The following is a 25,010-nucleotide window of genomic DNA, read 5'->3' on the forward strand; positions in this document are numbered from 1 at the left end:
TGAAGCCGGGTTTCGGCCCGCTTACGCACCCTGCTGGCGGGCGCGGGAGGCGTGGGCCTGGAGCGCGCGGATACGCTCGGCCAGCGTTCCGCCGCCCTCGGGCAGGGTGCCTGCGGCCGCGCCGTTGCTGGCGGCGTCGTTGGCCGGGCGCGGCGCCGGCTTCGGCGGCTGGCCGGCCTCGGCCGCAAGCAGCGCCTCGATCGGCGAGTTCGGGCCTTCGAGCTGCATCGCCAGCTTTGCGACCTCGGCGGCGATGTCGTTGATGCGCTCACGCAGCAACGCGTTCTCCATGCGCTCGGTCGCCCAGGAGCTTTCCGCCTGCTGCTGGATCGCGTTGATGTCGCGCTGGAGCTTGGCGCGCTCGTCGCGCGCGGTGCGGAGCTGCTCCTCCAGCGCGGCCTTTTCCGCGCGCAGCGATTCCATGGCGGCCGACGACTTGCCGCCGCTCAAGGCGGCGATCTCGACGCGGAGCTCCTTGATTGTGCGCTCGGAGCCCTCGCTGGCCTGGCGGAGCTGGTTGTTCTCGTAGTCGCGCTCGGCGAGCAGCTTGCCTTGCGTGGCGAGGCGTCCCTCGAGGTCGGCGACGCGGCCCGAGAGCATCTCGGCCTCCTTCACCTGCACGATGAGCTGGCGATCGAGCTCGTTGACGCGCTGGCTCAGATTCTCGACGCGGCCGCGCGCATCGCCGAGCTCGCGCGAGGCGGTCTCGGATTCGGTTCGCTCCTGCGTCAGCCGCGCCTGCGTTGCGGCAAACTCCTTCTCGGCATCGCCGACGCGGTTCTTCAATTCCTCGATCTGCGCGCGCACCGCGACCAGCTCGACCTGGCGGCTCTCCGCCATCATCGAGCGGTTGGACAGTTCGGAGTTGATCTTTGCCAGCTCGTTCTGCTTGTCGGTCAGCGCATTCTCGGCGCCGCGCAATGCTTCGGTCTTGGCGCTGAATTCCTCTTCGGTGGCGCGGAGCTGCTCCTTCACCGCCTTCTCGCGCGCCTCCAGCGCGAAGATCGTGGCGTTCTTCTCGCCGAGCTCGATCTTCATGCGGTTGATGGCATCGCTCTTCTTGCCGAGCTCGGCGAGCTGGCTCGTGGTCTTGTTCTTGAGCTGGTCGACGCTCATCTCGAGCCGGCGCGCCGACATGGCGAATTCGGCGCGGAGCTGGTCCTTGTCGGCCTGGATCTCGGCCATCGACAGCGGGGTGGCGGCCTCGAGCCGGCGCGTGGTCAGGCGCACCGCGCGGTTATGCACCAGCGGCACGATGGCAAGCCCGCACAGCATCGCGAGCAGGAAACCGATCGCCAGGTACATGATCGGTTCGACCATGGGCCAGAACTCCCAAAGCTAAGGAAAAATTTACCAACGACAATGCATGGCGGGCCGGCAAAAAGCCAGCCCCGCCCTGTTGTTAACGTGAATCCGGAATTGGACCGGTGGAAGGAGTCCTAGAACGGGTTCCAGGTCGCGCGCGGCGTGTACTTCAGGTAGCCGATATTGGCTCCCAGCCGCAGGCCGAGTCCGGAGCGGATCGGCACCAGCACGATGTTGTTGGCGGTGAGCGCCGTCATGCCGAAGCCGCCGATGATATAGGCCGAGCCGTCGAGGCCGGCGAAGCGCTGGTAGATCGCGTTGGTGGCGGGCAGGTTGTAGACCAGCGTCATGGTGCGCGCGCCGTCGCCGCCCCAGTCGAAGCCGAGCGAGGGGCCCTGCCAGTAGACGCGCAGGTCGCCGGCGTTCTTGGTGTAGAGCGTGCCTTCGCCATAGCGCAGGCCGGCGACGAAGGCGCCGGAGCCTTCCTCACCCAGGATATAGCCGTTCGGCAGGCCCCACTGGCTGACCGCCTTCTCGATGATCGAGGCGAGCCCGCGCGAGACGTTGCCGAAGAAGCGGTGGCCGGCGGTCACGAGCTCGTCCGGCCCATAGGTGGTGGGCGTCGGGGTCCGCTGCGGCGGCGGCAGGTTGGGCGGCGGCGCCTGCTGGGCGGAGGCCGGCACGATCCAGCCGACCATCGCGGCGAGCGCGAGCGCAGCAAGGCGTGATGCGAAAGTCATAAAAGAACCCCTGGTATCGAATCCGATCGCTTCCTTAACCTGACGCCAACAGGCACGGCTCTAGGTTGCGCCGGATGTCCCCTCGACTCGGATGTTATCCGCAGCAACTATGACGGCACAACGGCAGGAAGATAGCCCTTTGCGCCCCGGAATTGCCTTGATCGGCCGCCTCGTCTGCCTGCTGGCGGGCATTTTGATGGCCTGCGCATGGTTGCCCGCCCAGGCTGCCACCACCGAACGGATCGTCGTCAACCGCTTCAGCGGCGTCGCCATCGAGGGCTTCGATCCCGTCGCCTATTTCGTCGATGGCAGCGCCGTGCAGGGGACGGCTGAGTTCGAAGCGAACCTCTGGGGTGCGGTCTGGCGCTTCCGGAACGAGGGCAACCGGGCCTCCTTCCTGGCCCATCCCGAGATCTATGGGCCGCAGTTCGGCGGCTATGACCCTGCCGACATCGCCCGCGGCGTCACCATCGCCGGCAACCCCCGCTTCTTCGCGATCGTGGCGCAGCGACTTTACCTGTTCAGCCGGGAGGCCAATCGCGACGCCTTCGCCGCCAATCCGGAGCGCTTCCTCTACGAAGTCGGCAAGCGCTGGCCGGCGCTTCAGGAGCAGCTCAGTCAGTAGCGGTCTACCGCCTGCGGGTCGCCCCAGGCGATGAACTCCGGGATGATGAAGCCGGTGTCCTGCCGCTGGCCGAACAGGATCTCGCCGCCCTTGCCGTCGGTGACCTTGCCGCCGGCCGCGGTCACGACCGCGCAGCCGGCCCCGACATCCCACTCCGAAGTGGGCCCGAAGCGGGGATAGATGTCGGCGCTGCCTTCCGCGATCCGGCCGAATTTCACGGCCGAGCCGACCGTCCTTCTGACGGCATTGGGCCTGTTGTCGATGAACGCTTCGCTTTTGGGATCACCGTGCGAGCGGCTCACCGCCGCGACCCAGGGCTCGCCCGGCGCCGGCAGCTTGCGGGTATGGACCGGCTCGGCGGCACCGATGGTAGCGCCGTCAAATCTGACGCGCTCGGCGCCGCGGCCGACGATGCCGCGCCAGAGCAGCCCGAGTGCGGGTGCGCTGACGATGCCGAGCAGCGGCACCCCGTGAGTGACGAGGGCGAGGTTGACGGTGAACTCGTCACGGCCGGCCACGAACTCCTTGGTGCCGTCGAGCGGATCGATCAGGAAGAAGCTGTCGCGGAACGGCGGAGCGGCGAGCTGGGTCCGTTCCTCCGACAGCGTCGGGATGTCGCCCGCGAGCTGCGCCAGGCCGTCCGCAATGACGCGGTCGGCGGCAAGGTCGGCCTCGGTCACCGGCGAGCCGTCCTGCTTGCCGTCGACCCGCATCGCCGCGCGGTTGACCGCGAGGATCGCTTCGCCCGCCTTCACCACCAGCGCGGTGAGCGGCTCCATCAGGTCGGATGCGGCCGCGCCGTCGATGATCCGCTTCACCTGCATGCCTCATTCATCGGCAATTCCGTTCCTGCTCGACTGATTCGCCCTGGCTTTATGGCCGCCCCGAACCGATCGCAAGCTAGCTGCCGCAGGCTTGCGAATGTTAGAACCCGCAGCATCCGTCAAGCATGCGTGATTCGCGGCGTCCAGCGCCGTGCAATTCCAGGAACCCTCCAGGACCCCATTATATGTCTGACGCCTCGTCGCCCGCGACCGTTACTGCTCCCGATATGCTCGAACTCGCCGCGCTGCTGTGCTCGCGGGTCTGCCACGATCTCATCAGCCCCGTCGGCGCCATCGTCAACGGGCTCGAAGTGCTCGACGACGATCCCAAGCCCGAGGACCGCGAGTTCGCGCTCGACCTGATTCGCAAGAGCGCCAAGACGGCCTCCGCCCGCCTCCAGTTCTGCCGTCTCGCCTTCGGCGCGGCCGGCTCCTCCGGCGCCCAGATCGACCTCGGCGATGCCCAGACCATGGCGCGCGGCCACATCGAGGACGGCAAGTGCACGATCACGTGGAATCTGCCGCGGCTGCTGCTGCCGAAGAATCGCGTCAAGCTGCTGCTCAACATGCTGGTCGTGGCCCAGCATACGATCCCGCGCGGCGGTACGCTGACGATCGATCCGGTCGGCGAGGGCGAGACGATGAGCTTTCGCATCACCGCGACCGGACACAACGCGCGCCTGCCGCAGAACATCGCCGAGCTCCTGAGCGGCGAGCGCGGGCCCGCTGCGGATGCGCACGCGATCCAGCCTTATTATACGCGGCTGCTCGCGCAGGCCTGCGGGCTCACCGTGACGCTGGCACCGGAAGGCGCAGCCATCATCGTTACTGCTTCGTAAACGCGCGCATCGCTCTCAAGACGTTAATCGAATCTTTACGAGGCGCTTCGGCTTGTCCGGAGCGCCTTATCTCTTTGTTGGTTCCGTTCTTTTCCACATACTCAACCATTATTAAACGCTTTGCGGTGAAGCTGGCCTCATTCCGAAATGGCGCATCACGCCTCGTGCGCGCCCTCCCTGTATGAAGGCCTGTTTTCATGGATGATCTGTTGCGGGAGTTCTTGACGGAGACCAGCGAGAGCCTGGACACCGTCGACAATCAGCTGGTGAAGTTCGAGCAGGAGCCGAACAACGCCAAGATCCTGGATAACATCTTCCGCCTGGTCCACACCATCAAGGGGACGTGCGGCTTCCTCGGCTTGCCGCGACTGGAAGCGCTGGCGCATGCCGGCGAGACGCTGATGGGCAAGTTCCGTGACGGCATGCCGGTGACGGGGCAGGCGGTGACGGTGATCCTGTCCTCGATCGACCGCATCAAGGAGATCCTCGCCGGCCTCGAGGCGACCGAAGCCGAGCCCGAGGGCACCGACCGCGATCTCATCGACAAGCTGGAAGCGATGGTCGAGCAGGGCATGGCGGCGATGTCAGCGTCGGCTTCGCCGATCGCGTCAGGCTCGGCGCAGCCGATGCCGGCGGCTGGCAGCGCTACTGCTGTTGCAGACGCCCCGCCGCTGGTGCCGGAAGCTCCGGCCGCCGCTGCGCCGGCCAAGGAGATGACCACGGGTTCACTGATCGATCAGACCCTGGAGCGCCCGCTGCGCCCGGGCGAGGTGTCGCTGGACGAGCTCGAGCGCGCCTTCCGCGAGACCGCGATCGAAGCCCCAATCCCCGCACCCGTTGCCAAGGCCGAGGTCAAGGCTGAGCCCGCGCCGGCTCCGGCCCCTGTTGCCAAAGAGGCTGCCAAGGAAGCTGCGAAGCCTGCCGCCAAGGAGAAGGCCGCGCCGAAGAAGTCGATGGCCGACGAGGGCGCCTCCGAGGGCGACCGCATCGCCAACCAGTCGATCCGCGTCAACGTGGATACGCTGGAGCATCTGATGACCATGGTCTCCGAGCTGGTCTTGACCCGCAACCAGCTGCTGGAGATCTCCCGCCGCAACGAGGACACCGAGTTCAAGGTGCCGTTGCAGCGCCTCTCCAACGTCACCGCCGAGCTGCAGGAAGGCGTCATGAAGACGCGCATGCAGCCGATCGGCAATGCCTGGCAGAAGCTGCCCCGCATCGTCCGCGACCTGTCGAGCGAACTCGGCAAGCAGATCGAGCTGGAGATGCACGGCGCCGACACCGAGCTCGACCGTCAGGTGCTCGACCTGATCAAGGACCCGCTCACCCACATGGTGCGCAACTCCGCCGACCATGGCCTGGAGACCCCCGCTGAGCGCCTCGCGGCCGGCAAGGGCGAGCAGGGCACCATCCGCCTCTCCGCCTATCACGAGGGCGGCCACATCATCATCTGCATCGCCGACAACGGCCGCGGCCTCAACACCGAGAGGATCAAGGCCAAGGCCATTTCCTCGGGTCTCGTCACCGAGGCCGAGCTCGAGAAGATGAGCGAAGCCCAGATCCACAAGTTCATCTTCGCGCCGGGCTTCTCGACCGCGGCCGCCATCACCTCGGTGTCGGGGCGCGGCGTCGGCATGGACGTGGTGCGCACCAATATCGACCAGATCGGCGGCACCATCGACATCAAGTCGGTGGCCGGCGAGGGCTCAAGCGTCACCATCAAGATCCCGCTGACCTTGGCCATCGTCTCCGCGCTGATCGTGGAAGCCGCCGGCGACCGCTTCGCGATCCCGCAGCTCTCCGTCGTCGAGCTGGTCCGGGCCCGCGCCAACAGCGAGCACCGCATCGAGCGCATCAAGGACACCGCTGTTCTTCGTCTGCGCAACAAGCTGCTGCCGCTGATCCATTTGAAGAAGCTGCTCAAGATCGACGACGGCGCGGCCAGCGATCCCGAGAACGGTTTTATCGTGGTGACGCAGGTCGGCAGCCAGACCTTCGGCATCGTCGTCGACGGCGTCTTCCATACGGAAGAGATCGTCGTGAAGCCGATGTCGACAAAACTGCGTCACATCGACATGTTCTCCGGCAACACCATCCTGGGCGATGGCGCCGTCATCATGATCATCGACCCCAACGGCATTGCCAAGGCGCTGGGTGCCGCCGGCTCCTCGGCCCATGACATGGGCGACGAGAACGGGGCGCATCACATCGGAAGTGGCGAGCAGACCACCTCGCTGCTGGTGTTCCGCGCCGGCTCGTCCCAGCCCAAGGCGGTCCCGCTCGGGCTCGTCACGCGCCTGGAGGAGCTCCCCGCCGACAAGATCGAGTTCAGCAACGGCCGCTACATGGTGCAGTACCGCGAGCAGCTGATGCCGCTCGTCGCCATGGAGAGCGTCACTGTTGCGAGCCAAGGCGCCCAGCCGATCCTGGTGTTCGCCGACGACGGCCGCTCCATGGGCCTCGTCGTCGACGAGATCATCGACATCGTCGAGGAACGCCTCAACATCGAGGTCGGCGGCTCCAGCCAGGGCATCCTGGGCTCGGCCGTGATCAAGGGGCAGGCCACCGAGGTGATCGATGTCGGCCACTTCCTGCCGATGGCGTTCGCCGACTGGTTCACCCGCAAGGAGATGAAGCCGTCGATGCACTCGCAGTCGGTGCTGCTGGTCGACGACTCCGCGTTCTTCCGCAACATGCTGGCGCCGGTGCTGAAAGCCGCCGGCTACCGCGTCCGCACCGCGCCGACCGCGCAGGAGGGCCTGGCCGCGCTGCGCGCCCAGAGCTTCGACGTGGTCCTGACCGACATCGAGATGCCCGACATGAACGGGTTCGAGTTCGCCGAGGTGATCCGCTCCGACAACAATCTCGGCGCGATGCCGATCATCGGCCTGTCCGCGCTGGTGTCGCCGGCGGCGATCGAGCGCGGCCGTCAGGCCGGCTTCCACGACTATGTCGCCAAGTTCGACCGTCCCGGTCTGATCGCGGCGCTGAAGGAGCAGACCGCGGGCGCCGCCGGCGCCTCCGAGCTGAGCCGGGCAGCGGCGTAAGAGCATGATCCGGAAAAGTGTGAAGCGGTTTTCCGACGAGATCATGCTCAAAACGAAAAAGCGGGATCAGGAGATACGCTGATGGCCAACAAGACCCAGTCCACCGAAGGCGCCATGGTCGAATACGTCACCGCGATGATCGGCGGCCAGCTGTTCGGCCTGCCGATCTCCCGCGTCCAGGACGTGTTCATGCCCGAGCGCGTCACCCGCGTTCCGCTGTCCTCCCGCGAGATCGCCGGCGTCCTCAACCTGCGCGGCCGCATCGTCACCGTGGTCGACATGCGCGCCCGCCTCGGCCTGCCGAGGCCCGAGGACGGCAAGGTGCCGATGGCGGTCGGTGTCGACCTGCGCGGCGAATCCTATGGCCTGCTGATCGACCAGATCGGCGAGGTGCTGCGCCTGCCCGAGGACGGCAAGGAAGAAAACCCCGTCAACCTCGACCCCCGCATGGCCAAGCTCGCCGGCGGTGTCCACCGCCTCGACGGACAGCTCATGGTCGTCCTCGACGTCGATCGCGTCCTCGAGCTCGCGCCCGAGATGATGGCGGCCTGATACGGCGGCACTGCCGCCGACGGACTTGCAATTGGAAGTGTCCCCGCGAAGGGGACAGGAAGCAGAGGTTCACATGCGCACTTGTCTCGTCGTTGATGATTCCAGCGTCATCCGCAAGGTCGCGCGCCGGATCCTGGAGGGCCTCGACTTCCAGATCCTCGAAGCCGAGGACGGTGAGAAGGCGCTGGAGGCCTGCAAGCGCGGCTTGCCCGACGCGGTGCTGCTGGACTGGAACATGCCTGTCATGGACGGCTACGAGTTCCTCGGCCATCTCCGGCGCATGCCCGGCGGCGACCAGCCCAAGGTGGTGTTCTGCACCACCGAGAACGACGTTGCGCACATCGCGCGTGCGCTTCATGCCGGCGCCAACGAGTACATCATGAAGCCCTTCGACAAGGACATCGTGACGGCGAAGTTCCAGGAAGTCGGCCTGATCTGAGCGACCGTCCGGAGGCTGAACGGCTCCTTCGGCGTTTGTTTTCAACTGAACCGTTTCAGTCTGAGTTGGTGAGTAATGAGTGTTGCGTTCGCAGGTAATTCGACCTCGGGTTCGTCGCGTGAAGCGGGACCGCTGCGGGTGATGATCGTCGATGACTCCGTCGTCATCCGCGGTCTGATCTCGCGCTGGGTCGGTGCCGAGCACGACATGGAGGTCGCAGCCTCGCTGCGTACCGGGCTCGAGGCGGTCAACCAGCTCGAACGCATCAACCCTGATGTTGCCGTGCTCGACATCGAAATGCCCGAGCTCGACGGCATCTCCGCGCTGCCGCAATTGCTGGCCAAGAAGCGCGATCTCGTCATCATCATGGCCTCGACGCTGACGCGCCGCAACGCGGAGATCAGCTTCAAGGCGCTCTCGCTCGGCGCGGCCGACTACATTCCGAAGCCGGAATCGACGCGCGAAGCGTCGGCCGCGGACACCTTCCATCACGATCTGATCCAGAAGATCCGTCACCTCGGTGCACGGCTGCGCCGGAAGGCCGCGGTTGCGAGCCCGCCGCTGGCGCCTGCGAGCCCCGCTCCGGCTGCACGTGCTGCACCGGTTGTCGCGCGGCCCGCCGCGCCTGCACCGGCCGCCAATGCCCTGTCGCCGGGGGCGCTGTCCACGCGCCCGTTCTCGACCCAGGCCCCCAAGGTGCTGCTGATCGGCTCCTCGACCGGCGGCCCGCAGGCACTGATGGCTCTCGTCACCGAGCTCGGCCCGGTGATCGACCGCTTCCCGGTGCTGATCACCCAGCACATGCCGCCGACCTTCACCACCATTCTTGCCGAGCATCTGGCGCGTTCGAGCCGCCGGCCGGCAGCCGAGGCGGTCGACGGCGAGCCGGTGAAGCCGGGACGGATCTATCTCGCGCCCGGCGGCAAGCACATGCGCGTGGTGCGCAGCGGTGCGGACGTGGCGATCGCGCTCGACGACGGCCCCGCCGTCAATTTCTGCAAGCCCGCGGTCGATCCGCTCTTCACCTCCGCCATCGACATCTGGCACGGCGCCATCCTCTCCGTGATCCTGACGGGCATGGGCTCGGACGGCATGCGCGGCGGCAAGGACATCGTTGCCGCCGGCGGCAGCGTCATCGCACAGGATGAAGCCTCCAGCGTCGTCTGGGGCATGCCGGGCGCGGCGGCAAATGCCGGCATCTGCGCGGCGATCCTGCCGCTCAACCAGATCGGCGCCAAGGTCAACCGCCTGTTCGCGGGAGACCGCTCGTGACGCCGGTTGACTACGAGTATCTGCGCAAGTTCCTGAAGGAGCGCTCCGGCCTCGATCTCTCCGCCGACAAGCAGTATCTGGTCGAGAGCCGGCTGCTGCCGCTCGCCCGCAAGGCGAGCCTGCCCGGCATCCCCGATCTCGTGCTGAAGATCAGGAACGGCGATGGCCGGCTTGCGACCGACGTGGTCGAAGCGATGACCACCAACGAGACCTTCTTCTACCGCGACAAGATTCCGTTCGATCATCTGCGCGAGACCATCCTGCCGGGCCTGATCCAGGCGCGCGCTGCGCGCAAGTCGCTGCGCATCTGGTCGGCGGCGTCGTCGACAGGGCAGGAGCCCTATTCGATCGCGATGTGCGTGAAGGAGATGGGCGCGGCCCTGGCCGGCTGGCGCGTCGAGATCGTCGCGACCGACCTGTCGCAGGAGGTGCTGGAGAAATCCAAGGCCGGCGTCTACAGCCAGTTCGAGGTGCAGCGCGGCCTGCCGATCCAGCACCTGATGAAGTACTTCACGCAAGTCGGCGAGCTCTGGCAGCTCAATGCCGACATTCGCGCGATGGTGCAGTTCCGCCAGCTCAATCTGTTGCAGGACTTTTCCCATCTCGGCACGTTCGACGTGATCTTCTGCCGCAACGTGTTGATCTATTTCGACCAGGATAGCAAGGCGGTGATCTTCGAGCGCATGGCGAAGGGGCTGGAAGCCGACGGCACGCTGCTGCTTGGCGCCGCCGAATCCGTCGTCGGCATCACCGATGCGTTCCGTCCCATCACTGAGCGCCGCGGTCTCTATCAGCTCAACCCGGCGCGCTCCGGCCGCCCCATGGGCGGACTGATGCCGCAGCCGCTGAAGATCGCCGCGGCGCGGTGATTGCCGAATGACAGGCGCTCTGAGAGAGCGCCGTCGTTGCGAACGATCGACAACATCTGACGAGATATCTTCCGTCATTGTGCGCGACGCTTCACGAGCGTTTGAGCCCTGCGAGTTACTCCGCTACCGCGCAATAGACCTCGCGCCGCGATGCAGCACGGTCGTGACCCTGACCAGCATCTGAAAGACCTGCTATGCTGCCGAGGGTCCCGCGGACGCGGGACCCCATTCCATCATGAACGGATTTGAGGAGGACACACCATGCGAATAGCTTGTGCCTCGTACTTTCTGTTGGTTGCGCTTTCGTTGCCCACGACTGCTCGCGCTGGTGAGCAAGTGCTCGAATTCAAGCTCGTCACCAGGCCGGTGGACGTCAAGGTCACCGAGGTCGCGAATGTTGAAGGTCAGACGGTCATGTCCGGCAAGATGTTTGGCGTTGCCTTTTTCAAGGATGGCCGCATCGCCGTGAAGGACTTCGTCAACTCCAGTGATTTGCTCAAGGGCTCGGGGCCCATGTTCGGCTACAGCACCTACACCTTCGACGATGGCTCCTCGATCACGGCGCGCTACGCCGGTGCGATCAAGGACGGTAAGGCAAAGGGCGAATATACGATCCTGTCGGGCACCGGAACGTACGCAAACGCGACAGGCACTGGCGGCTTCGAAAGTGTGCAAAGTGGGTTCAAGGGCGCCTTCCTGTACGACGGACGATTCATCGTCAAGACGCCCTGAGCCGACACCAGGACCTTCGCGCTCGCGTGCCCTTGCCGACGGCGTCGCGAGCGCATTTCACAAGATCGCATGCGGAAGAAAACGCGAGCCGTTGCCGGTGATCGGACTCTCGTCTTCGCGGATCGACAGGCCGCAGGGTTCGTGGTTCACCAGCCAGCTTCCGATCACCGGATAGAAGCCCGAGAAGTTCGGCAGTGGCGAGAGCGCCTGCCGCACGAAGCCTTCTGCACCATAAGGACCTGCGTGCTCGTCGAGCGGCGTTCCGCCGGACACCAGCGTGACATTGGCGCCTTCGCGCGACAGCAGCGGCTTGCGCACATAGGAGCTGCCGAGCTCTGCTGCCCGCACATCGTCCTCGAAGAAGGCCGGCAGCAGGTTAGGATGGTTCGGAAACATCTCCCAGAGCAGCGGCAGGATGCCCTTGTTGGAGAGCACCGCCTTCCACGGCGGCTCGATCCAGCGCGTCGGCGCGCCCTCGAGCTTTGCGCCGAAGGCGTCGTGAAACATCCATTCCCAGGGATAGAGCTTGAAGGCGAGTGCGATGTCGCGATCGTCGAGATCGACGAAGCCGCCAGCCTCGTCACGCCAGCCGATCGCTTCAATGTCGAGCAGCGTGGTCGAAAGCCCCGCCTGGCGCGCGGTGTCTTCGAGATAGGCCAGCGTGCCGGCGTCCTCCTCATTGCCGGTGGTGCCGGTGAGATGGACATGGCGGCCTGCGGCAATCTCTTTCCAGGCTTCGATCAGCCGCTCGTGGATGGAGTTGAACTGGTCGGCGCGCACCGGGACGATACGGCGTTCGATCGCTTGTTCGAGCCAGGTCCATTGGAAGACGGCGGCCTCGAAGATCGAGGTCGGCGTGTCCGCGTTGTATTCGAGCAGCTTTGCCGGCCCCTTGCCGTCGAACTTCAGGTCGAGCCGGCCGTAGAGGCTGCGGTCGTCCCGCTCCCAGCTCTCGGCGATCAGGCTCCAGAATGCCTCCGGAATCTTCAAGCGCTGCAGATGGCGCTCGTCGCCGATGATGCGACCGGCAAGCTCGAGGCACATCGCGTCGATCTCGCCGGTTGGCGTCTCGATGCCGCGCTCGATCTCGTCGAGCGTGAAGGCGTAATAGGCGCGTTCGTCCCAATAGCGTTCGCCGTCGATGGTGTGGAAGACGAAGCCGCATTGCGCTGCGGTTTGTCGCCAGTCGTCTCGCTCGAGACAGATGATGCGTCGCATGGATCAGCCACCGCCCGAGAAGCCATGGCCAAACGAGCCGAAGCCGCCGCGGCTCACGCTGCTGTGGCCCGAGTCGGATGACGTGCTCGACGAAGAATGGCTGGAGGAATCGCTGCTGAAGAAGCTCGAGCGCGACGATGAGCCCGAGCCGCTGCTGCCGCCTGAAGAGCTGCTTCTGCTGCTGCACGCGGTGCTCGTCTGCACCGCCGGATCCGTCCCGGGAGGAGAGGGCTCGCAAGTCTGCCGCGGCATCAGCGTGTAGGCGGTGGTGCCGACCGCGATCGTGCCCATCACCAGGAGCGCGACATGGCCGGAGCGCTTCACCGGCGCCCGCGGTGTCGGCGACACCGGCCGGCGTTTCCCGAACTCCCTGCTGGAGCGTTTGTCGGCCATGTCAGTAGATCATGCAGGCGGCGTTCAACAGGCCCGCGGCGAGCGAGGACAGCCCGAGCCAGATCGCGGGGGCAAGCTCGCCGGCGGCGATCCGCGTCGACAGGTTCGGCACCGGGACCTTCACGAGAAAGAACACGATGATCTGGACGATCAGCGCGATGGCCGCCCAGATCAGGCAGTCCAGCACATTGGCCGAATGCGCGATCGCGCTGATCAGCGGGGCCACGAAGCCGAGCAGGCTGAGGCCCAGCGAGATCGCCGCCGCCGGCTCGTTGTCGCGGATGAGCTGGAACTCGTTGTACGGGGTGATGCGGGTGTAGACGAACAGATACGCCACGATCGCGATCAGCCCGGTGCAGAAATAGACCAGGAAGGCGGGCAGGCCGGCGAGTGATTGCAGGATCATCGTTCCCCCATCGTGCAGCGACCATTCGTCGGCGGGGGGAGGATAGCGGTTCAACGGCGGGACGGCGACGAAGCCGCGTTAGCGTCCCCAAAAAACAAAACCCCGCCATTTGCGGCGGGGTCCAGGCTGGGAGGAGCAAGCCCTGCGGCTCGCGACGTAAACCCAGGATCAGGCGGGAATGCGCTCTTCGTGCTCGTGCGGCTCGCGCAGCACGTAGCCGCGGCCCCACACGGTCTCGATGAAGTTGCGGCCTTCGGAGGCGTTGGCGAGCTTCTTGCGGAGCTTGCAGATGAAGACGTCGATGATCTTCAGCTCGGGCTCGTCCATGCCGCCATAGAGGTGGTTGAGGAACATTTCCTTGGTGAGGGTCGTGCCCTTGCGGAGCGAGAGGAGCTCCAGCATCTGGTATTCCTTGCCGGTCAGATGCACGCGCTGGCCGCCGACTTCGACCGTCTTGGTGTCGAGGTTGACGACGAGGTCGCCGGTCTGGATGACCGACTGGGCATGTCCCTTGGAGCGGCGCACGATCGCGTGGATGCGGGCCACCAGCTCGTCCTTGTGGAAGGGCTTGGTCATGTAGTCGTCGGCGCCGACGCCGAGACCCTTGACCTTGTCCTCGATGCCGGCGAGGCCGGAGAGGATCAGAATCGGGGTCTTGATCTTGGAGACCCGGAGTTGCTTGAGCACGTCATAGCCGGACATGTCAGGCAGGTTGAGGTCGAGAAGGATAATGTCGTAATCGTATAATTTACCGAGATCGACGCCTTCTTCCCCCAAATCGGTCGTATAGACGTTGAAGCTCTCAGACTTCAGCATCAGCTCGATCGACTGCGCGACGGCGCTGTCATCTTCAATCAGCAAAACGCGCATGCCAGTTCCCCATAGTCGCCGCTCCTGGGCGTCAGGTCGGCCGCATTCGCGGCACTCAACAAAACGCCTTTGAACAACTGATTCGGATCCTGACAACAGATGGTTAACAAATCCTGATTCTGGAACGCAAGTCCCCCCGGTGCAATTTTTGTCGAATCGCCCTAAGGTCTTGCGCAGGAAGCAGCTTTCGTTATCCGGCTCCGTTCAAGTTCCACTTTAAGAGACGGGCCTAACCGACTCCCGCGACTCAGCCTTCTTCTGAAGGGGAGTCACGCTCAGTCACAAAGACAGTGACGCAATGATTAACGATGCGGGTAAACACGAAGTTAAGCGCCGTTCAGAAATATGGCGAAACTTAAGAGTTTCCCCGTGAAGGCCCGGGGATCACGACGACGACCACCTTATGAAGGCCCCTCCTATGAAGGCGCGCCGCTTATGAAGGCCCACCGATGAAGGCTCTGGCCGAACAGATCGGCGACATCGACGGCGTCAATATCTATGGCCGTGTGGTCGGTGTGCGCGGCCTGATGGTCGAGGTGGCCGGCCCGATCCATGCGATGTCGGTCGGCGCGCGGCTCGTGATCGAAACCGGCGCCAACCGTTCCATCCCCTGCGAGGTGATCGGCTTCTCCGGCAACAATGCTGTCGTGATGCCGTTCGCCGGTCTCGACGGCGTGCGCCGCGGCTGCAAGGCGGTCATCGCCAATGCCGCCAATCAGGTGCGGCCCTCGGCGGCCTGGCTCGGCCGTGTCGTCAATGCGCTGGGCGAGCCCATCGACGGCAAGGGGCCGTTGCCGCAGGGGTCCTCGCCGATGCCGTTCCGCAATACGCCGCCGCCGGCGCATTCGCGCAAGCGCGTAGGTAGCCCGCTCGATCTCGGCGTGCGCGCGATGAACACGTTCCTCACCTGCTGCCGCGGCCAGCGCATGGGCATCTTCGCGGGCTCCGGCGTCGGCAAATCGGTGCTGCTCTCGATGCTGGCACGCAACGTGGACGCCGCCGTCAGCGTCATCGGGCTGATCGGCGAGCGCGGCCGCGAGGTTCAGGAGTTCTTGCAGGATGATCTCGGCGAGGAGGGCCTGGCGCGCTCCGTCGTCGTGGTGGCGACCTCCGACGAGCCGGCGCTGATGCGCCGCCAGGCCGCCTATCTGACGCTCGCGGTCGCCGAATATTTTCGCGACGAGGACAAGGACGTCCTCTGCCTGATGGACTCGGTGACGCGCTTTGCCATGGCCCAGCGCGAGATCGGCCTGTCCGCGGGCGAGCCGCCGACCGCCAAGGGCTATACGCCGACCGTGTTCACCGAGTTGCCGAAGCTGTTGGAGCGTGCCGGACCGGGCCTGGGGGAGGGCGCGATCACCGCGATCTTCACGGTGCTGGTCGACGGCGACGACCACAACGAGCCGATCGCCGACGCCGTCCGCGGCATCCTCGACGGCCACATCGTGATGCAGCGCTCGATCGCCGAGCGCGGCCGCTACCCCGCCATCAACATCCTCAAATCCGTCTCCCGCACCATGCCGAAATCGGCCGATCCGGAGTTCTGGCCGACCATCCAGAAGGCGCGCCAAGTGATGGCGACCTATGCCGACATGGAGGAATTGATCCGGCTTGGCGCCTACCGGGCCGGCTCCAGCCCCGAGGTCGACGAGGCGATCCGGCTGCACGAACCCCTGGAAGCCTTCCTGCGCCAGCGCAAGGACGAAAATGCCTCATTGGCGGACGGTTACCGCCAGTTGGCGCAAATCCTCGGTAATTTGGAAACGGAACGCTAACTTTGTCAGGTCATCATCCGATCCCACAGAGTAGCAGAGCCGGTTTTGGCCCCAATTGGGCCTGTGGGGAGACGGTGTTGTCCCACGTGCAGCCAGGGGACTTCTGGGGAGTACGAGTCGATGAAGTCACGTGATACCCTCATTCGCCTGAAGAAGTTTCAGGTCGACGAGAAGCGCCGCCGGGTCACCCAGATCGAGACCATGATCGCCGACTTCCAGCGGATGTCGGTCGATCTCGAACGCGAGATCCAGACCGAGCAGGAGCGTGCCGGGATCAACGATCCCTCGCACTTCGCCTATCCGACCTATGCCAAGGCCGCGATCCAGCGCCGCGAGAACCTGACCCGCTCGGCCGACGAGCTCAAGGGCCAGCTCGACGAAGCCAAGGCCGCACTGGCCGAGGCCTTCGAGGAGCTGAAGAAGGTCGAGCTCCTCGACGAGCGCGACCAGGCCCGCGAACGCGCCGAGGAAAACGCCCGCGAGCAGGCCGACCTCGACAGCATCGGCCTGATGCGGGCTCGCATCGGCGCTGTCGCCTGAGGCGCTAGCAGCAAGAACCGCCGAAAATTCGCGAAACCCGGACCCGCAAGGTCCGGGTTTTCGTATGCGCTGTCCACAGCGTGGCGCCACGCCCCTTGGTGGTCGGCTTGGCCGCGCGCTATGGTGGTGCAGTGCCGGGGGCCTGCGCGGAACGCGCCTGAGCCTACGCGTTGGGGGGCTGAATGCTGACGCCAGCAGAGCTGGTCGGGCTGATTGAGGCGGTGGCGAAGGGCGATCAGGCCGCGTTCGAGCGCCTTTACGTCGCCACGCGCGCGAAACTCTATGGCGTCGTGCTCCGTATCTTGCGTCGGCAGGATCTCGCAGAGGAGGTCATTCAGGAGACCTACGTCAAGATCTGGAACAGCGCCGGCCAGTTCAATCCGGCTCTGTCCTCGCCGATCACGTGGATGGCGTCGATCGCGCGCAACCGTGCGATCGATATCGTGCGCAAGAAGTCGGAAGTCTCCATCGAGGAAGAGCCTCAGGCGATGGAGGTTGCGGCCGACAGTCCCGATCCGCTGGCGCGCCGGGAGATGACCGAGGAGCTGAAGCGGCTCCTGGAATGTATCGGCCGGCTCGAGCCGGACCGTCAGAGGCTCGTGCTTCTCGCCTATTACAACGGCTGGAGCCGCGAGCAATTGGCGGAGAAATTCGCCGCGCCCGTCAATACGGTGAAGACGTGGCTGCGGCGCAGCATGTTGGATATCCGCGAGTGCCTCGGTTTATGAGGGTTTATGCTGTGAGGGTGGTTCTGGACTGCAAGTGATGGCCTACACGGAGGACCATATCGCGCTCGCCGCGGAGTATGCGCTCGGTACGCTCGACGCCGATGAGCGCGCGCAGGTCGAGACCATGATGGCGGTGGACAAGGCGTTCGCCGATGTCGTGCAGGCCTGGGCCTACCGGCTCGGCGTCCTCAACCAGATGGTCGGCACGATCGAGCCGCGTCCGATCGTGTGGGAGAACATCAGGTCCGAGCTCGCGCGGACGGCTTTCGCGCAGGAGCCCCCGGCGCTGTCCGAAGCCTCGCCGCCGCCGCCACCTGTACCGGCGTCGTCCTCGTTCGAAGCCGTCACGCCGGAAACGTCATCGGACCGCACGGAGCAACCGGAGCCGCTGCCTCCCGAAGCAGCGCAGACCGAAACAGCTCAGCCCGAAGCCGCGCAATCCGAAGCCGCGCGACCGCCGTCCGATGCGCTTCCCGACGTCGCGCCGATCTTCATGCCGCAGGTCCATGCGCCCGATCCGGACGTCGCGCGCGCGCCGCCGGCGCCGGTCGTGGACAACACCAATGTGATCCGGCTCGAGCGCCGCGTGAAGCGCTGGCGCACGATCGCATCCGCCGTCGGCGCGCTCGCGGCAGCGTTGCTGGTGACGCTGTCGCTTCAGATCTTCCTGCCCGATGCGCTGCCGGGCGGCTTGCGTCCCGCACCGCGCATCCAGACGGTCGAGGTGAAGACACCGGCGCCGCTCGCGGCGTCCGCGCAATATGTCGCGCTGTTGCAGGGCCAGGCCGGCGGCCCGGCCTTCATCCTCACCATCGACGGCGCGACACGGAATTTCACCGTGCGCAAGGTCGGCGCGACGCCGGAGCCCGGCAAGAGCTTCGAGCTCTGGCTGATCTCCGACAAGCTGCCGCGCCCGCGCTCGCTCGGCGTGATCGGCGGCGGCGAATTCACCGCGCGTCCGCTGCTCGCCTCCTACGATGCCGACGTCGTCAACGGCGCGACCTACGCCGTCACCGTCGAGCAGGCCGGCGGCTCGCCCAACGGCCAGCCGACCTCGGCGCCGGTATTTACCGGCAGGCTGATCGAGACCGTGCCGCCGTCTCAGCCGCAGGCGCCGGCGAAGAAGTAGATTTTCCATCGTCGTCCTGGCGGAAGCCAGGACCCATTACCCCAAGAGCTTGTTGCAAGAGTGAGCTGTGGCCGCACGGGCGAGCAACCGCACAATCCTGTGGTAATGGGTCCTGGATCGGCGCTCGCTCCGCTCGCTGGTCCAGGACGACGCTTAGAGGCATTGGGCGCGTCACCATCGTCGCGGCAGCGCCTGATCGACGCATGTCGCCCCGGTCCACCCCGCTGTCGCATTCCGACAAGCCCGGCCAAATCCAGCCCCGCTTTGAACCTCTCCGCAATTCGCGGCGTCAAATCCCCGGAATTCAGGCGGCGCATGCCGATCATGGTGCCGGAGAGGGGCGAGAAATCAAATGGATGCAGCGAAAACGCCGGGCATCTTTGTTCACCAATATGCGGGCCTGCCGATTGGTCCGGCCTTCGAACAATGGCGCGATCGGGCCTTCGGGGCCTGCGGCTTCGACATCGGGCCGAGCCATGGCGACAGCATCGATTGCCGGCTCCAGATCAGCGTGGTCGACAATATCGCGCTGGCCATTCCCGAAGGCGCCTCCGCGCAATATACGCGCACCCAGAGCCACCTTGCCGACGGCAGCGACGATCTCGTCCTGATCGCGGCCCATGCGGGCCTCGTCCGCGTCGGGCAGAACGGCCACACCGTGGAGCTTGCGCCCGCGCAGATGGTGCTCGTCGACATGGGCATCACCGGCACCGTCGGCCATACCGACGAGGATCGCTTCACCACCATCCGCATGCCGCGCCGCGCGCTGCTCGACATCAATCCGCGCGCCGAGGAGAAGCTGTCGCAAGTGCTTGCCGACGGTGCGGTCGCCGAAACCATCTTCCGCTACCACGCGCTCGCCGCCAATCACGGCCCGCATCTCGACGCCGTCGGCCAGCGCCTGACCGCGCAGCACATGGTCGATCTCGTCGGCCTCCTGCTCGGGACCGATGCCGAGCACGCAAGCCTTATGCGCGGCCGTGGGCAGGCGGCGGCCCGTCTCGATCTCATGCGCGCCGACGTGATGGCCGCGCTTGGCCGCAACGATCTCTGCCTGTCGGAAGTTGCGACGCGCTCGGGCCTAAGCCCGCGCCAGGCGCAGCGCCTGTTCGAGCAGGCCGGCACGACCTTCACCGAATTCGTGCTGGAGCAGCGCCTGTTGCTGGCGCGCAAGCTGCTCGGCGATCCCCGCGCGAGAACGCGCAAGATCAGCGACATCGCGCATTCCTCGGGCTTCTCCGACCTGTCCTATTTCAACCGCGCCTTCCGCAAGCGCTTTGGCGCGACGCCGTCGGAACTGCGCGAGGCGTGAGCCGAGATCTTGTGCAGCGGCGCGCGCCGCAGCAGTTGGTCGGCAGGGGCTATTGAGCTATATCTGCCTGCGCGGGGCAGACCGCTCGATTCTTCGGGATAACGCAGTAGGCGGACATGACGCGTATTGTCGTGCTCGGCGCCGGGTTTGCAGGCCTGTGGGCGGCCATCGGAGCTGCGCGCAAGCGCGACGAGATCGGCGCTGCCGGCCGCGACATCGAGATTCGCGTCGTCGACCGCAATCCCTATCACAACATCCGGGTGCGCAATTACGAGGTGGACCTCAGCGAGGTCGCGCTTCCGCTTGGGCAATTGCTCGATCCGATCGGCGTCACTCACGGCCTCGGCGAGGTCGAAGCCATCGATCCGGCACGGCGCGAGATCTCGCTGGTCACGAGCGACGGCGAGGAGACCTTGGACTATGACCGGCTGGTGCTTGCGCTCGGCAGTGAGGTGACGCGTCCCGACATTCCGGGCCTTGCCGACCACGCCTTCGACGTCGACACCTACATTGCGGCCCTGCGCCTCGAGGATCATCTCGTCTCGCTCGGGCGCAGCGTGCCGTCGCCGGGGCGTTCGACGGTCGTGGTGGTCGGCGCCGGCTTTACCGGCATCGAGGTCGCGGCCGAGATGCCGGACCGGCTGGCGCGTGCCGGGATCACCGGCAGCCGCCGCATCATCCTGGTCGATCCGAATCCGACGGTCGGCGCTACCATCGGCGCGCACGCGCGTCCCGTCATCGAGACGGCGTTGTCGGCGCTCGACATCGAGACACGCCTTGGCGCGCGTGTCGCATCGGTCGAGGCGGCCGGCGTTCACTTGAGCTCGGGCGAGTTCATCCCGGCCCAGACGGTGATCTGGTGCGCCGGGCTACGTGCGAGCCGGCTGGCCGCGAGCCTTCCAGGCGCGCGCGATCGCCTCGGGCGCCTTCTGGTCGATCCGTTCATGCGGGTTGCCGATCTGCCTGGCGTGTTCGCGGCCGGCGACGTCGCCTCCAGCGTGGTCGACGGACTGCATCCCACCGTGATGTCCTGCCAGTTCGCCCGCCCCATGGGCCGCTTCGCCGGCCACAATGTCGTGGCCGATCTCCTGGGCCTGCCGATGCTGCCGCTGCGGATCGACTGGTACGTCACCGTGCTCGATCTTGGCAGTTGGGGCGCGCTCTATACGGAGGGGTGGGATCGCGAGGTCCGCACCACCGGCGCGGCCGCGAAGGCGACGAAGCAGACCATCAACCGCAAGCGCATCTATCCGCCGCTCAGCGGGAGCAAGGACGAGCTGTTCGCTGCCGCAGCCCCGACCGTGCAGGCGCCGCCGCCGACTTATGGGGCGCGGTAGTGTCCCACATATCCGGTGTCATCGTCCGCGAAGGCGGACGATCCAGTATTCCAGAGACTGCAGGGGGATACGGAGAAGCCGCGGCGTACTGGATTCCCCGCCTTCGCGGGGAATGACAGCGGTGGTCTTGGCGGCATCCCGCGTGACATCCGCAGTGAAAAACATCACCCCAGACGTGAGAAAGCGCCCGTGGGGGGCGGGCGCTTTCTGTAGTCGACTTGGGGTTGGGGTCGTCTACATATCCACGTGGCGACTTTGGGGGGCTGGTAAAGAGCCGCGTGAATTCAAAAAACTCGTCAGATCTCCTTAGCGAACGAGGGATGCGTTCGAACTGGTGATAACAACCGGCTTGCCGGCCTTGATGACGCGGGCCGTCTGGGTCAGACCTTCGTCCGAACCCGTGCGTGCCGTGATGCCGAAGCCTGCCACCGCGATCCCTGCGACGAGGGCTACGACCACGATCTTCAGGTGGGTCGAGCGATCTGCGCTGTAAATCGAGTGGTTCATGGAAGGCTCCTGCCGCCATCTACCCGAAGTAGTCGCTACCCTGTTCGGGCAGGTTCATGCTTCCGGTGCCCAACAACCTAGTATTGGGGGGATTCGTTCCCAAGGGGCGATCACAAGAGCGTGACAGGACGTGAAAGATCGCGATCAAAAACGATCCTTCATCGTGCAATTTCGTAATTATTTCAAGGTCGTAATGTGCTTGTCAGACGCCTTTTCCGCATCTGGTCGACAAGGCGCCAGGAACTCAAAAACCATTTGCCTGTGGCCGAAAAACACACGGCTTCTTAAGGCAAATCAGATGCTTCCGACCGTTTTCAACCTCGCCCTGGGGTGGATTTCAGCCTGCGACAGCACGGTCGTCTGAGCGCGGAACCGCTCGACGAGAGAGCGGACGAAGGGACGAATTGCCGCAGAGGTGACCAGCACAGGCGCCTCGCCTTCGCGCGCGGCGCGCTCGAAGGCCTCGCGTACGGCGGTCATGAACTCCGACAGTTTCGAGGGCTGCATCGCGAGGCTGCGCTCTTCGCCCTGGCCGATGATGGATTCGGCGAAGGCCTGCTCCCAGCGCGCCGACAGCGCGATCAGCGGCAGATAGCCGTTGTAGGAGGTGTTCTGCGCGCAGATCTGCCGCGCCAGGCGGGCACGGACGTGCTCGACCATGGTGGCGGGATTGCGCGAGAAGGCGAGCGAGTCGGCGATGCCCTCGAGGATGGTGGAGAGATCGCGGATCGAGATGCGCTCGGCGAGCAGCAGTTGCAGCACGCGCTGGATTCCGGAGACCGTGACCTGTCCGGGGACGATGTCCTTGACCAGCTCGCTCTGCTCCTTCGGCAGCTCCTTGAGCAGCTTCTGCACCTCGCCATAGGAGAGCAGGTCCGACATGTTGGCCTTGAGCAGCTCGGTGAGGTGGGTCGAGAGCACGGTCGCGGCGTCGACCACGGTGTAGCCCTTGAGCGAAGCCTCTTCCTTGAGGCTGGCATCGACCCAGGTCGCGGGCAGGCCGAAGGTCGGCTCGGTGGTGTGGATGCCGGGCACCTGAACCTGGCTGCCGCCGGGGTCCATGACCATGAACTGGTTCGGCCAGATCTTGCCGGTGCCGGCGTCGACCTCCTTGATCTTGATGATGTAGGTGTTGGCTTCGAGCTGGACGTTGTCGAGGATGCGCACCGCCGGCATCACAAAGCCCATCTCGATCGCGAGCGAGCGGCGCAGCGCCTTGATCTGCTCGGTGAGGCGGTCGGTGCCGTCGGGGCCGTTGACGAGCGGCAGCAGCGCATAGCCGAGCTCGATCTTGAGGTCGTCGATCTTGAGCGCCGCGGAGATCGGCTCTTCGGTCGCAGCGGTGCCCGGCGCACCGGGCATGCCGGCCGCGGGCGCGGCCTTGGCAATTTCGTCAGCCTTGGCGGTTGCGCGGTTGCGGTTGCGCGCGGTCCAGGCCAGCGCGCCGGCACCGGCGCCGAGCGCGAGGAAGGGAATGGTCGGAATGCCCGGCAGCGCCGCCAGCACCAGCATGACGGCCGAGGACATCGCGAGCGCCTGCGGATAGCCGGAGAACTGCTTCATCAGGGCCTTGTCGGCGGCGCCGGAGACGCCGGCCTTGGAGACCAGCAGGCCGGCCGCGGTCGAGACGATCAGCGCCGGCACCTGGGTGACGAGGCCGTCACCGACGGTCAGCAGCGTGTAGCTGCGCCCGGCGTCGGCGAAGGACAGGCCCTGCTGCGCCACGCCGATGATCATGCCGCCGACGACGTTGATGAAGACGATCAGAAGGCCGGCGATGGCGTCGCCGCGGACGAATTTCGAGGCACCGTCCATGGCGCCGAAGAAGCCGCTCTCGTCCTCCAGCGCCTTGCGGCGCTCCTTGGCGACCTTCTCGTCGATCAGGCCGGCGGAGAGATCGGCGTCGATCGCCATCTGCTTGCCGGGCATGGCGTCGAGGTGGAAGCGCGCGGCGACTTCGGCGATGCGGCCCGAACCCTTGGTGATGACGACGAAGTTGACGATGATCAGGATGGCGAAGACGATGATGCCGATGACGAAATTGCCGCCCATCACGAAGCTGCCGAAGGCTTCGATGACGTGACCGGCGGCATCCGTGCCCTCGTGCCCGTGCGACAGGATCAGGCGGGTCGAGGCCATGTTGAGCGACAGCCGCAGCATGGTCGAGATCAGCAGGATGGTCGGGAAGGCGGAGAATTCCAGCGGCGCCTGGATGAACAGCGACGTCATCAGGATCAGGATCGAGAGCGTGATCGAGATCGCCAGGAACAGGTCCAGCACGATCGCGGGCAGCGGCAGGATCAGGACCACCAGGATGGTGAGGATGCCGAGCGCCAGCGCGATGTCGCCGCGCTTGAGGATGTTGACGATCTCGGTGAGGGTGGGGACGCCGGCGTTTGTGCTCCCTACGCCCTGTCCCGCGGTGACGTCGACCATGGTAGCTGCCTCCCCGCGCGACTGCCGGCCGCGCGCCCCAAACGTCTGCGCGGCGGCCGAAGGGCCGCCGTTCCGAAAGTGAGGCACCGCACTGGCGTCCACGGGGGACCTCCCGTTTTACGCGGCTGACGACACTCGACTTCACCCGGCAATTCTTGCCGGGTGTATGGTTAGCAAAGGGTTAACGAGGGGCGGCGGGAGGTCAGACCGGGGTGTTTCGGCCTTCCGGGTCGTCATTCCGGGGCGGTGCGAAGCACCGAACCCGGAATCTTGAGATTCCGGGTCTGGTCCTGCGGACCATCCCGGAATGACGGGGTAGGTGGCAAAGCTACTTCGCCTTCTCCATCTTCGTCACCGTGTAGCCCGAAGCCGCCTCCTCGGCTTCGAAGGTGACCTTGTCGCCGACCTTCACCTGCTTGAGCAAAGCGGGGTCCTTGACGCGGTAGACCATGGTCATGGGTTCATCCATGCCGAGGCTCTTGGCCGGCCCGTGCTTGAGCGTGATCTTGCCGGCGCTCTCGTCGATCTTCTTGACCTCGCCGCTGATCGAGGCGCCTGGCGCCGCGGCGGCACCGAAGGTCAGGCCGAGCGTCAGCGCGAGCGCGGCGGCGATGCGGGTGATCGATTTCATGGCTCTCTCCATTGCTTCACTTGACGGTGACGTGGCCGACCATGCCGTAGTCGCGATGGTCCGGGATCAGGCAGGAAAATTCGAACGTGCCGGCCTTGCTGAACTTCCAGAGGATCTCGGCGGTCTTGCTCGGGGCGAGCCGGACCCCGTTCGGGTCGTCGTGCTCCATGTGCGGATGTTTCTTCATCACCTCGGCGTGCTCGAGGTTCTCCTTGGTGGTGGCGAGCAGGAATTCGTGGTCTTCCTTGCCGCTATTGCGCAGCACGAAGCGGATCTGTTCGCCGCGTTCGACCGTGATGTTCGACGGCTCGTAGGACATCTCGCTCATCGCGATCTCGACGGTACGTGCCGGCTTCTTGGGATCGCCGGGCTCGCCGGCCGAAAAGGTCTCATGACCGTGCTGGTCATGAGCAATGGCCGGCGCGATCGAAAGCGCAGCCAGCGCGAGGGCGAGTTTGATCGTCTTCATCTTGTTCTCCAGTTG

At 65.6% G+C, this 25,010-nt stretch carries 25 protein-coding genes; 14 read left to right on the forward strand and 11 right to left on the reverse strand.

What is annotated here, in order from left to right; translation table 11 throughout:
* Window positions 1–21: 21 nt before the first annotated feature.
* Window positions 22–1,320, reverse strand: a complete 1,299-nt coding sequence (locus ACE10W_RS07575; protein ID WP_060910697.1) for a hypothetical protein — start codon at window positions 1,318–1,320, stop codon at window positions 22–24.
* Window positions 1,321–1,439: 119 nt separating this feature from the next.
* Window positions 1,440–2,045, reverse strand: coding sequence for a DUF1134 domain-containing protein (locus tag ACE10W_RS07580; RefSeq protein WP_028176026.1), 606 nt, complete (start codon window positions 2,043–2,045; stop codon window positions 1,440–1,442).
* Between the two features lie 139 nt (window positions 2,046–2,184).
* Here ACE10W_RS07580 and ACE10W_RS07585 point away from each other — a divergent pair, with 139 nt between their 5' ends.
* Window positions 2,185–2,670 (forward strand): YHS domain-containing (seleno)protein, encoded by a 486-nt coding sequence (locus ACE10W_RS07585; protein ID WP_304550885.1) that lies wholly within the window; start codon window positions 2,185–2,187, stop codon window positions 2,668–2,670.
* Here the strand turns inward: ACE10W_RS07585 and cysQ are convergent.
* Window positions 2,664–3,494, reverse strand: coding sequence for a 3'(2'),5'-bisphosphate nucleotidase CysQ (gene cysQ, locus ACE10W_RS07590; RefSeq protein WP_028176024.1), 831 nt, complete (start codon window positions 3,492–3,494; stop codon window positions 2,664–2,666). The two genes, ACE10W_RS07585 and cysQ, sit on opposite strands and share 7 nt — an antisense overlap.
* A 185-nt stretch (window positions 3,495–3,679) precedes the next feature.
* On the opposite strand from cysQ, the gene chpT reads away from it, so the two are divergent.
* The 7 genes from chpT (at window position 3,680) to ACE10W_RS07625 (ending at window position 11,244) form a co-directional block, all read left to right on the forward strand.
* Window positions 3,680–4,333 carry a histidine phosphotransferase ChpT gene (chpT, locus tag ACE10W_RS07595; RefSeq protein ID WP_028176023.1) on the forward strand — a complete coding sequence of 218 codons (654 nt, stop codon included), beginning with the start codon at window positions 3,680–3,682 and terminating at the stop codon, window positions 4,331–4,333.
* Window positions 4,334–4,530: 197 nt separating this feature from the next.
* Window positions 4,531–7,380 (forward strand): hybrid sensor histidine kinase/response regulator, encoded by a 2,850-nt coding sequence (locus tag ACE10W_RS07600; RefSeq protein ID WP_304550886.1) that lies wholly within the window; start codon window positions 4,531–4,533, stop codon window positions 7,378–7,380.
* A gap of 81 nt (window positions 7,381–7,461) precedes the next feature.
* The gene (locus tag ACE10W_RS07605) at window positions 7,462–7,932 is read left to right on the forward strand and encodes a chemotaxis protein CheW (protein WP_011084983.1); all 471 of its coding nucleotides are present in this window, start codon (window positions 7,462–7,464) and stop codon (window positions 7,930–7,932) included.
* Between the two features lie 73 nt (window positions 7,933–8,005).
* A complete protein-coding gene (locus tag ACE10W_RS07610; RefSeq protein ID WP_007600538.1) occupies window positions 8,006–8,371 on the forward strand; it encodes a PleD family two-component system response regulator in 366 nt (121 codons plus the stop codon).
* Between the two features lie 75 nt (window positions 8,372–8,446).
* Window positions 8,447–9,643, forward strand: a complete 1,197-nt coding sequence (locus tag ACE10W_RS07615) for a chemotaxis response regulator protein-glutamate methylesterase (protein WP_304550887.1) — start codon at window positions 8,447–8,449, stop codon at window positions 9,641–9,643.
* Window positions 9,640–10,512 carry a protein-glutamate O-methyltransferase CheR gene (locus ACE10W_RS07620; protein WP_304550888.1) on the forward strand — a complete coding sequence of 291 codons (873 nt, stop codon included), beginning with the start codon at window positions 9,640–9,642 and terminating at the stop codon, window positions 10,510–10,512. Before ACE10W_RS07615 ends, ACE10W_RS07620 begins: the two co-directional genes overlap by 4 nt.
* A 336-nt stretch (window positions 10,513–10,848) precedes the next feature.
* Window positions 10,849–11,244 (forward strand): hypothetical protein, encoded by a 396-nt coding sequence (locus ACE10W_RS07625; protein ID WP_236842187.1) that lies wholly within the window; start codon window positions 10,849–10,851, stop codon window positions 11,242–11,244.
* A gap of 57 nt (window positions 11,245–11,301) precedes the next feature.
* Here the strand turns inward: ACE10W_RS07625 and ACE10W_RS07630 are convergent, their stop codons facing one another.
* The 4 genes from ACE10W_RS07630 to ctrA form a co-directional block, all read right to left on the reverse strand.
* Window positions 11,302–12,462: a glutathionylspermidine synthase family protein gene (locus ACE10W_RS07630; RefSeq protein WP_304550889.1), complete on the reverse strand. Its 1,161-nt coding sequence runs from the start codon at window positions 12,460–12,462 to the stop codon at window positions 11,302–11,304.
* 3 nt (window positions 12,463–12,465) lie between these two features.
* Window positions 12,466–12,855 (reverse strand): hypothetical protein, encoded by a 390-nt coding sequence (locus ACE10W_RS07635; RefSeq protein ID WP_304550890.1) that lies wholly within the window; start codon window positions 12,853–12,855, stop codon window positions 12,466–12,468.
* Between the two features lies 1 nt (window position 12,856).
* Window positions 12,857–13,261, reverse strand: a complete 405-nt coding sequence (locus tag ACE10W_RS07640; RefSeq protein WP_161536234.1) for a DUF350 domain-containing protein — start codon at window positions 13,259–13,261, stop codon at window positions 12,857–12,859.
* Between the two features lie 168 nt (window positions 13,262–13,429).
* Window positions 13,430–14,131 (reverse strand): response regulator transcription factor CtrA, encoded by a 702-nt coding sequence (gene ctrA / locus ACE10W_RS07645; RefSeq protein WP_008138878.1) that lies wholly within the window; start codon window positions 14,129–14,131, stop codon window positions 13,430–13,432.
* A gap of 449 nt (window positions 14,132–14,580) precedes the next feature.
* Here ctrA and fliI point away from each other — a divergent pair, with 449 nt between their 5' ends.
* The 6 genes from fliI (at window position 14,581) to ACE10W_RS07675 (ending at window position 20,952) form a co-directional block, all read left to right on the forward strand.
* Window positions 14,581–15,906, forward strand: a complete 1,326-nt coding sequence (gene fliI, locus ACE10W_RS07650) for a flagellar protein export ATPase FliI (protein WP_060910703.1) — start codon at window positions 14,581–14,583, stop codon at window positions 15,904–15,906.
* 120 nt (window positions 15,907–16,026) lie between these two features.
* Window positions 16,027–16,446, forward strand: coding sequence for a flagellar export protein FliJ (fliJ, locus tag ACE10W_RS07655; protein WP_011084990.1), 420 nt, complete (start codon window positions 16,027–16,029; stop codon window positions 16,444–16,446).
* A 182-nt stretch (window positions 16,447–16,628) separates the two neighbouring features.
* Window positions 16,629–17,174, forward strand: coding sequence for a sigma-70 family RNA polymerase sigma factor (locus ACE10W_RS07660; protein WP_011084991.1), 546 nt, complete (start codon window positions 16,629–16,631; stop codon window positions 17,172–17,174).
* 37 nt (window positions 17,175–17,211) lie between these two features.
* Window positions 17,212–18,303 (forward strand): anti-sigma factor domain-containing protein, encoded by a 1,092-nt coding sequence (locus ACE10W_RS07665; protein WP_304550891.1) that lies wholly within the window; start codon window positions 17,212–17,214, stop codon window positions 18,301–18,303.
* Window positions 18,304–18,655: 352 nt separating this feature from the next.
* Window positions 18,656–19,615 (forward strand): AraC family transcriptional regulator, encoded by a 960-nt coding sequence (locus tag ACE10W_RS07670; RefSeq protein WP_304550892.1) that lies wholly within the window; start codon window positions 18,656–18,658, stop codon window positions 19,613–19,615.
* A gap of 116 nt (window positions 19,616–19,731) precedes the next feature.
* Entirely contained in the window at window positions 19,732–20,952 is a 1,221-nt protein-coding gene (locus ACE10W_RS07675; protein WP_304550893.1) for an NAD(P)/FAD-dependent oxidoreductase, read from the forward strand.
* Window positions 20,953–21,258: 306 nt separating this feature from the next.
* Here the strand turns inward: ACE10W_RS07675 and ACE10W_RS07680 are convergent, their stop codons facing one another.
* From ACE10W_RS07680 to ACE10W_RS07695, 4 genes are all read right to left on the reverse strand, one after another.
* A complete protein-coding gene (locus ACE10W_RS07680; protein WP_011084994.1) occupies window positions 21,259–21,459 on the reverse strand; it encodes a hypothetical protein in 201 nt (66 codons plus the stop codon).
* A gap of 294 nt (window positions 21,460–21,753) precedes the next feature.
* Entirely contained in the window at window positions 21,754–23,895 is a 2,142-nt protein-coding gene (flhA, locus tag ACE10W_RS07685; protein ID WP_038966504.1) for a flagellar biosynthesis protein FlhA, read from the reverse strand.
* 328 nt (window positions 23,896–24,223) lie between these two features.
* On the reverse strand, window positions 24,224–24,526 hold the full coding sequence (locus tag ACE10W_RS07690; RefSeq protein ID WP_028175166.1) for a copper-binding protein: 303 nt from the start codon (window positions 24,524–24,526) through the stop codon (window positions 24,224–24,226).
* Window positions 24,527–24,542: 16 nt separating this feature from the next.
* On the reverse strand, window positions 24,543–24,995 hold the full coding sequence (locus ACE10W_RS07695) for a cupredoxin domain-containing protein (RefSeq protein ID WP_028175167.1): 453 nt from the start codon (window positions 24,993–24,995) through the stop codon (window positions 24,543–24,545).
* Between the last annotated feature and the right edge of the window lie 15 nt (window positions 24,996–25,010).

Source organism: Bradyrhizobium sp. B025 (genome assembly GCF_042257955.1).
GTDB lineage: Bacteria > Pseudomonadota > Alphaproteobacteria > Rhizobiales > Xanthobacteraceae > Bradyrhizobium > Bradyrhizobium diazoefficiens.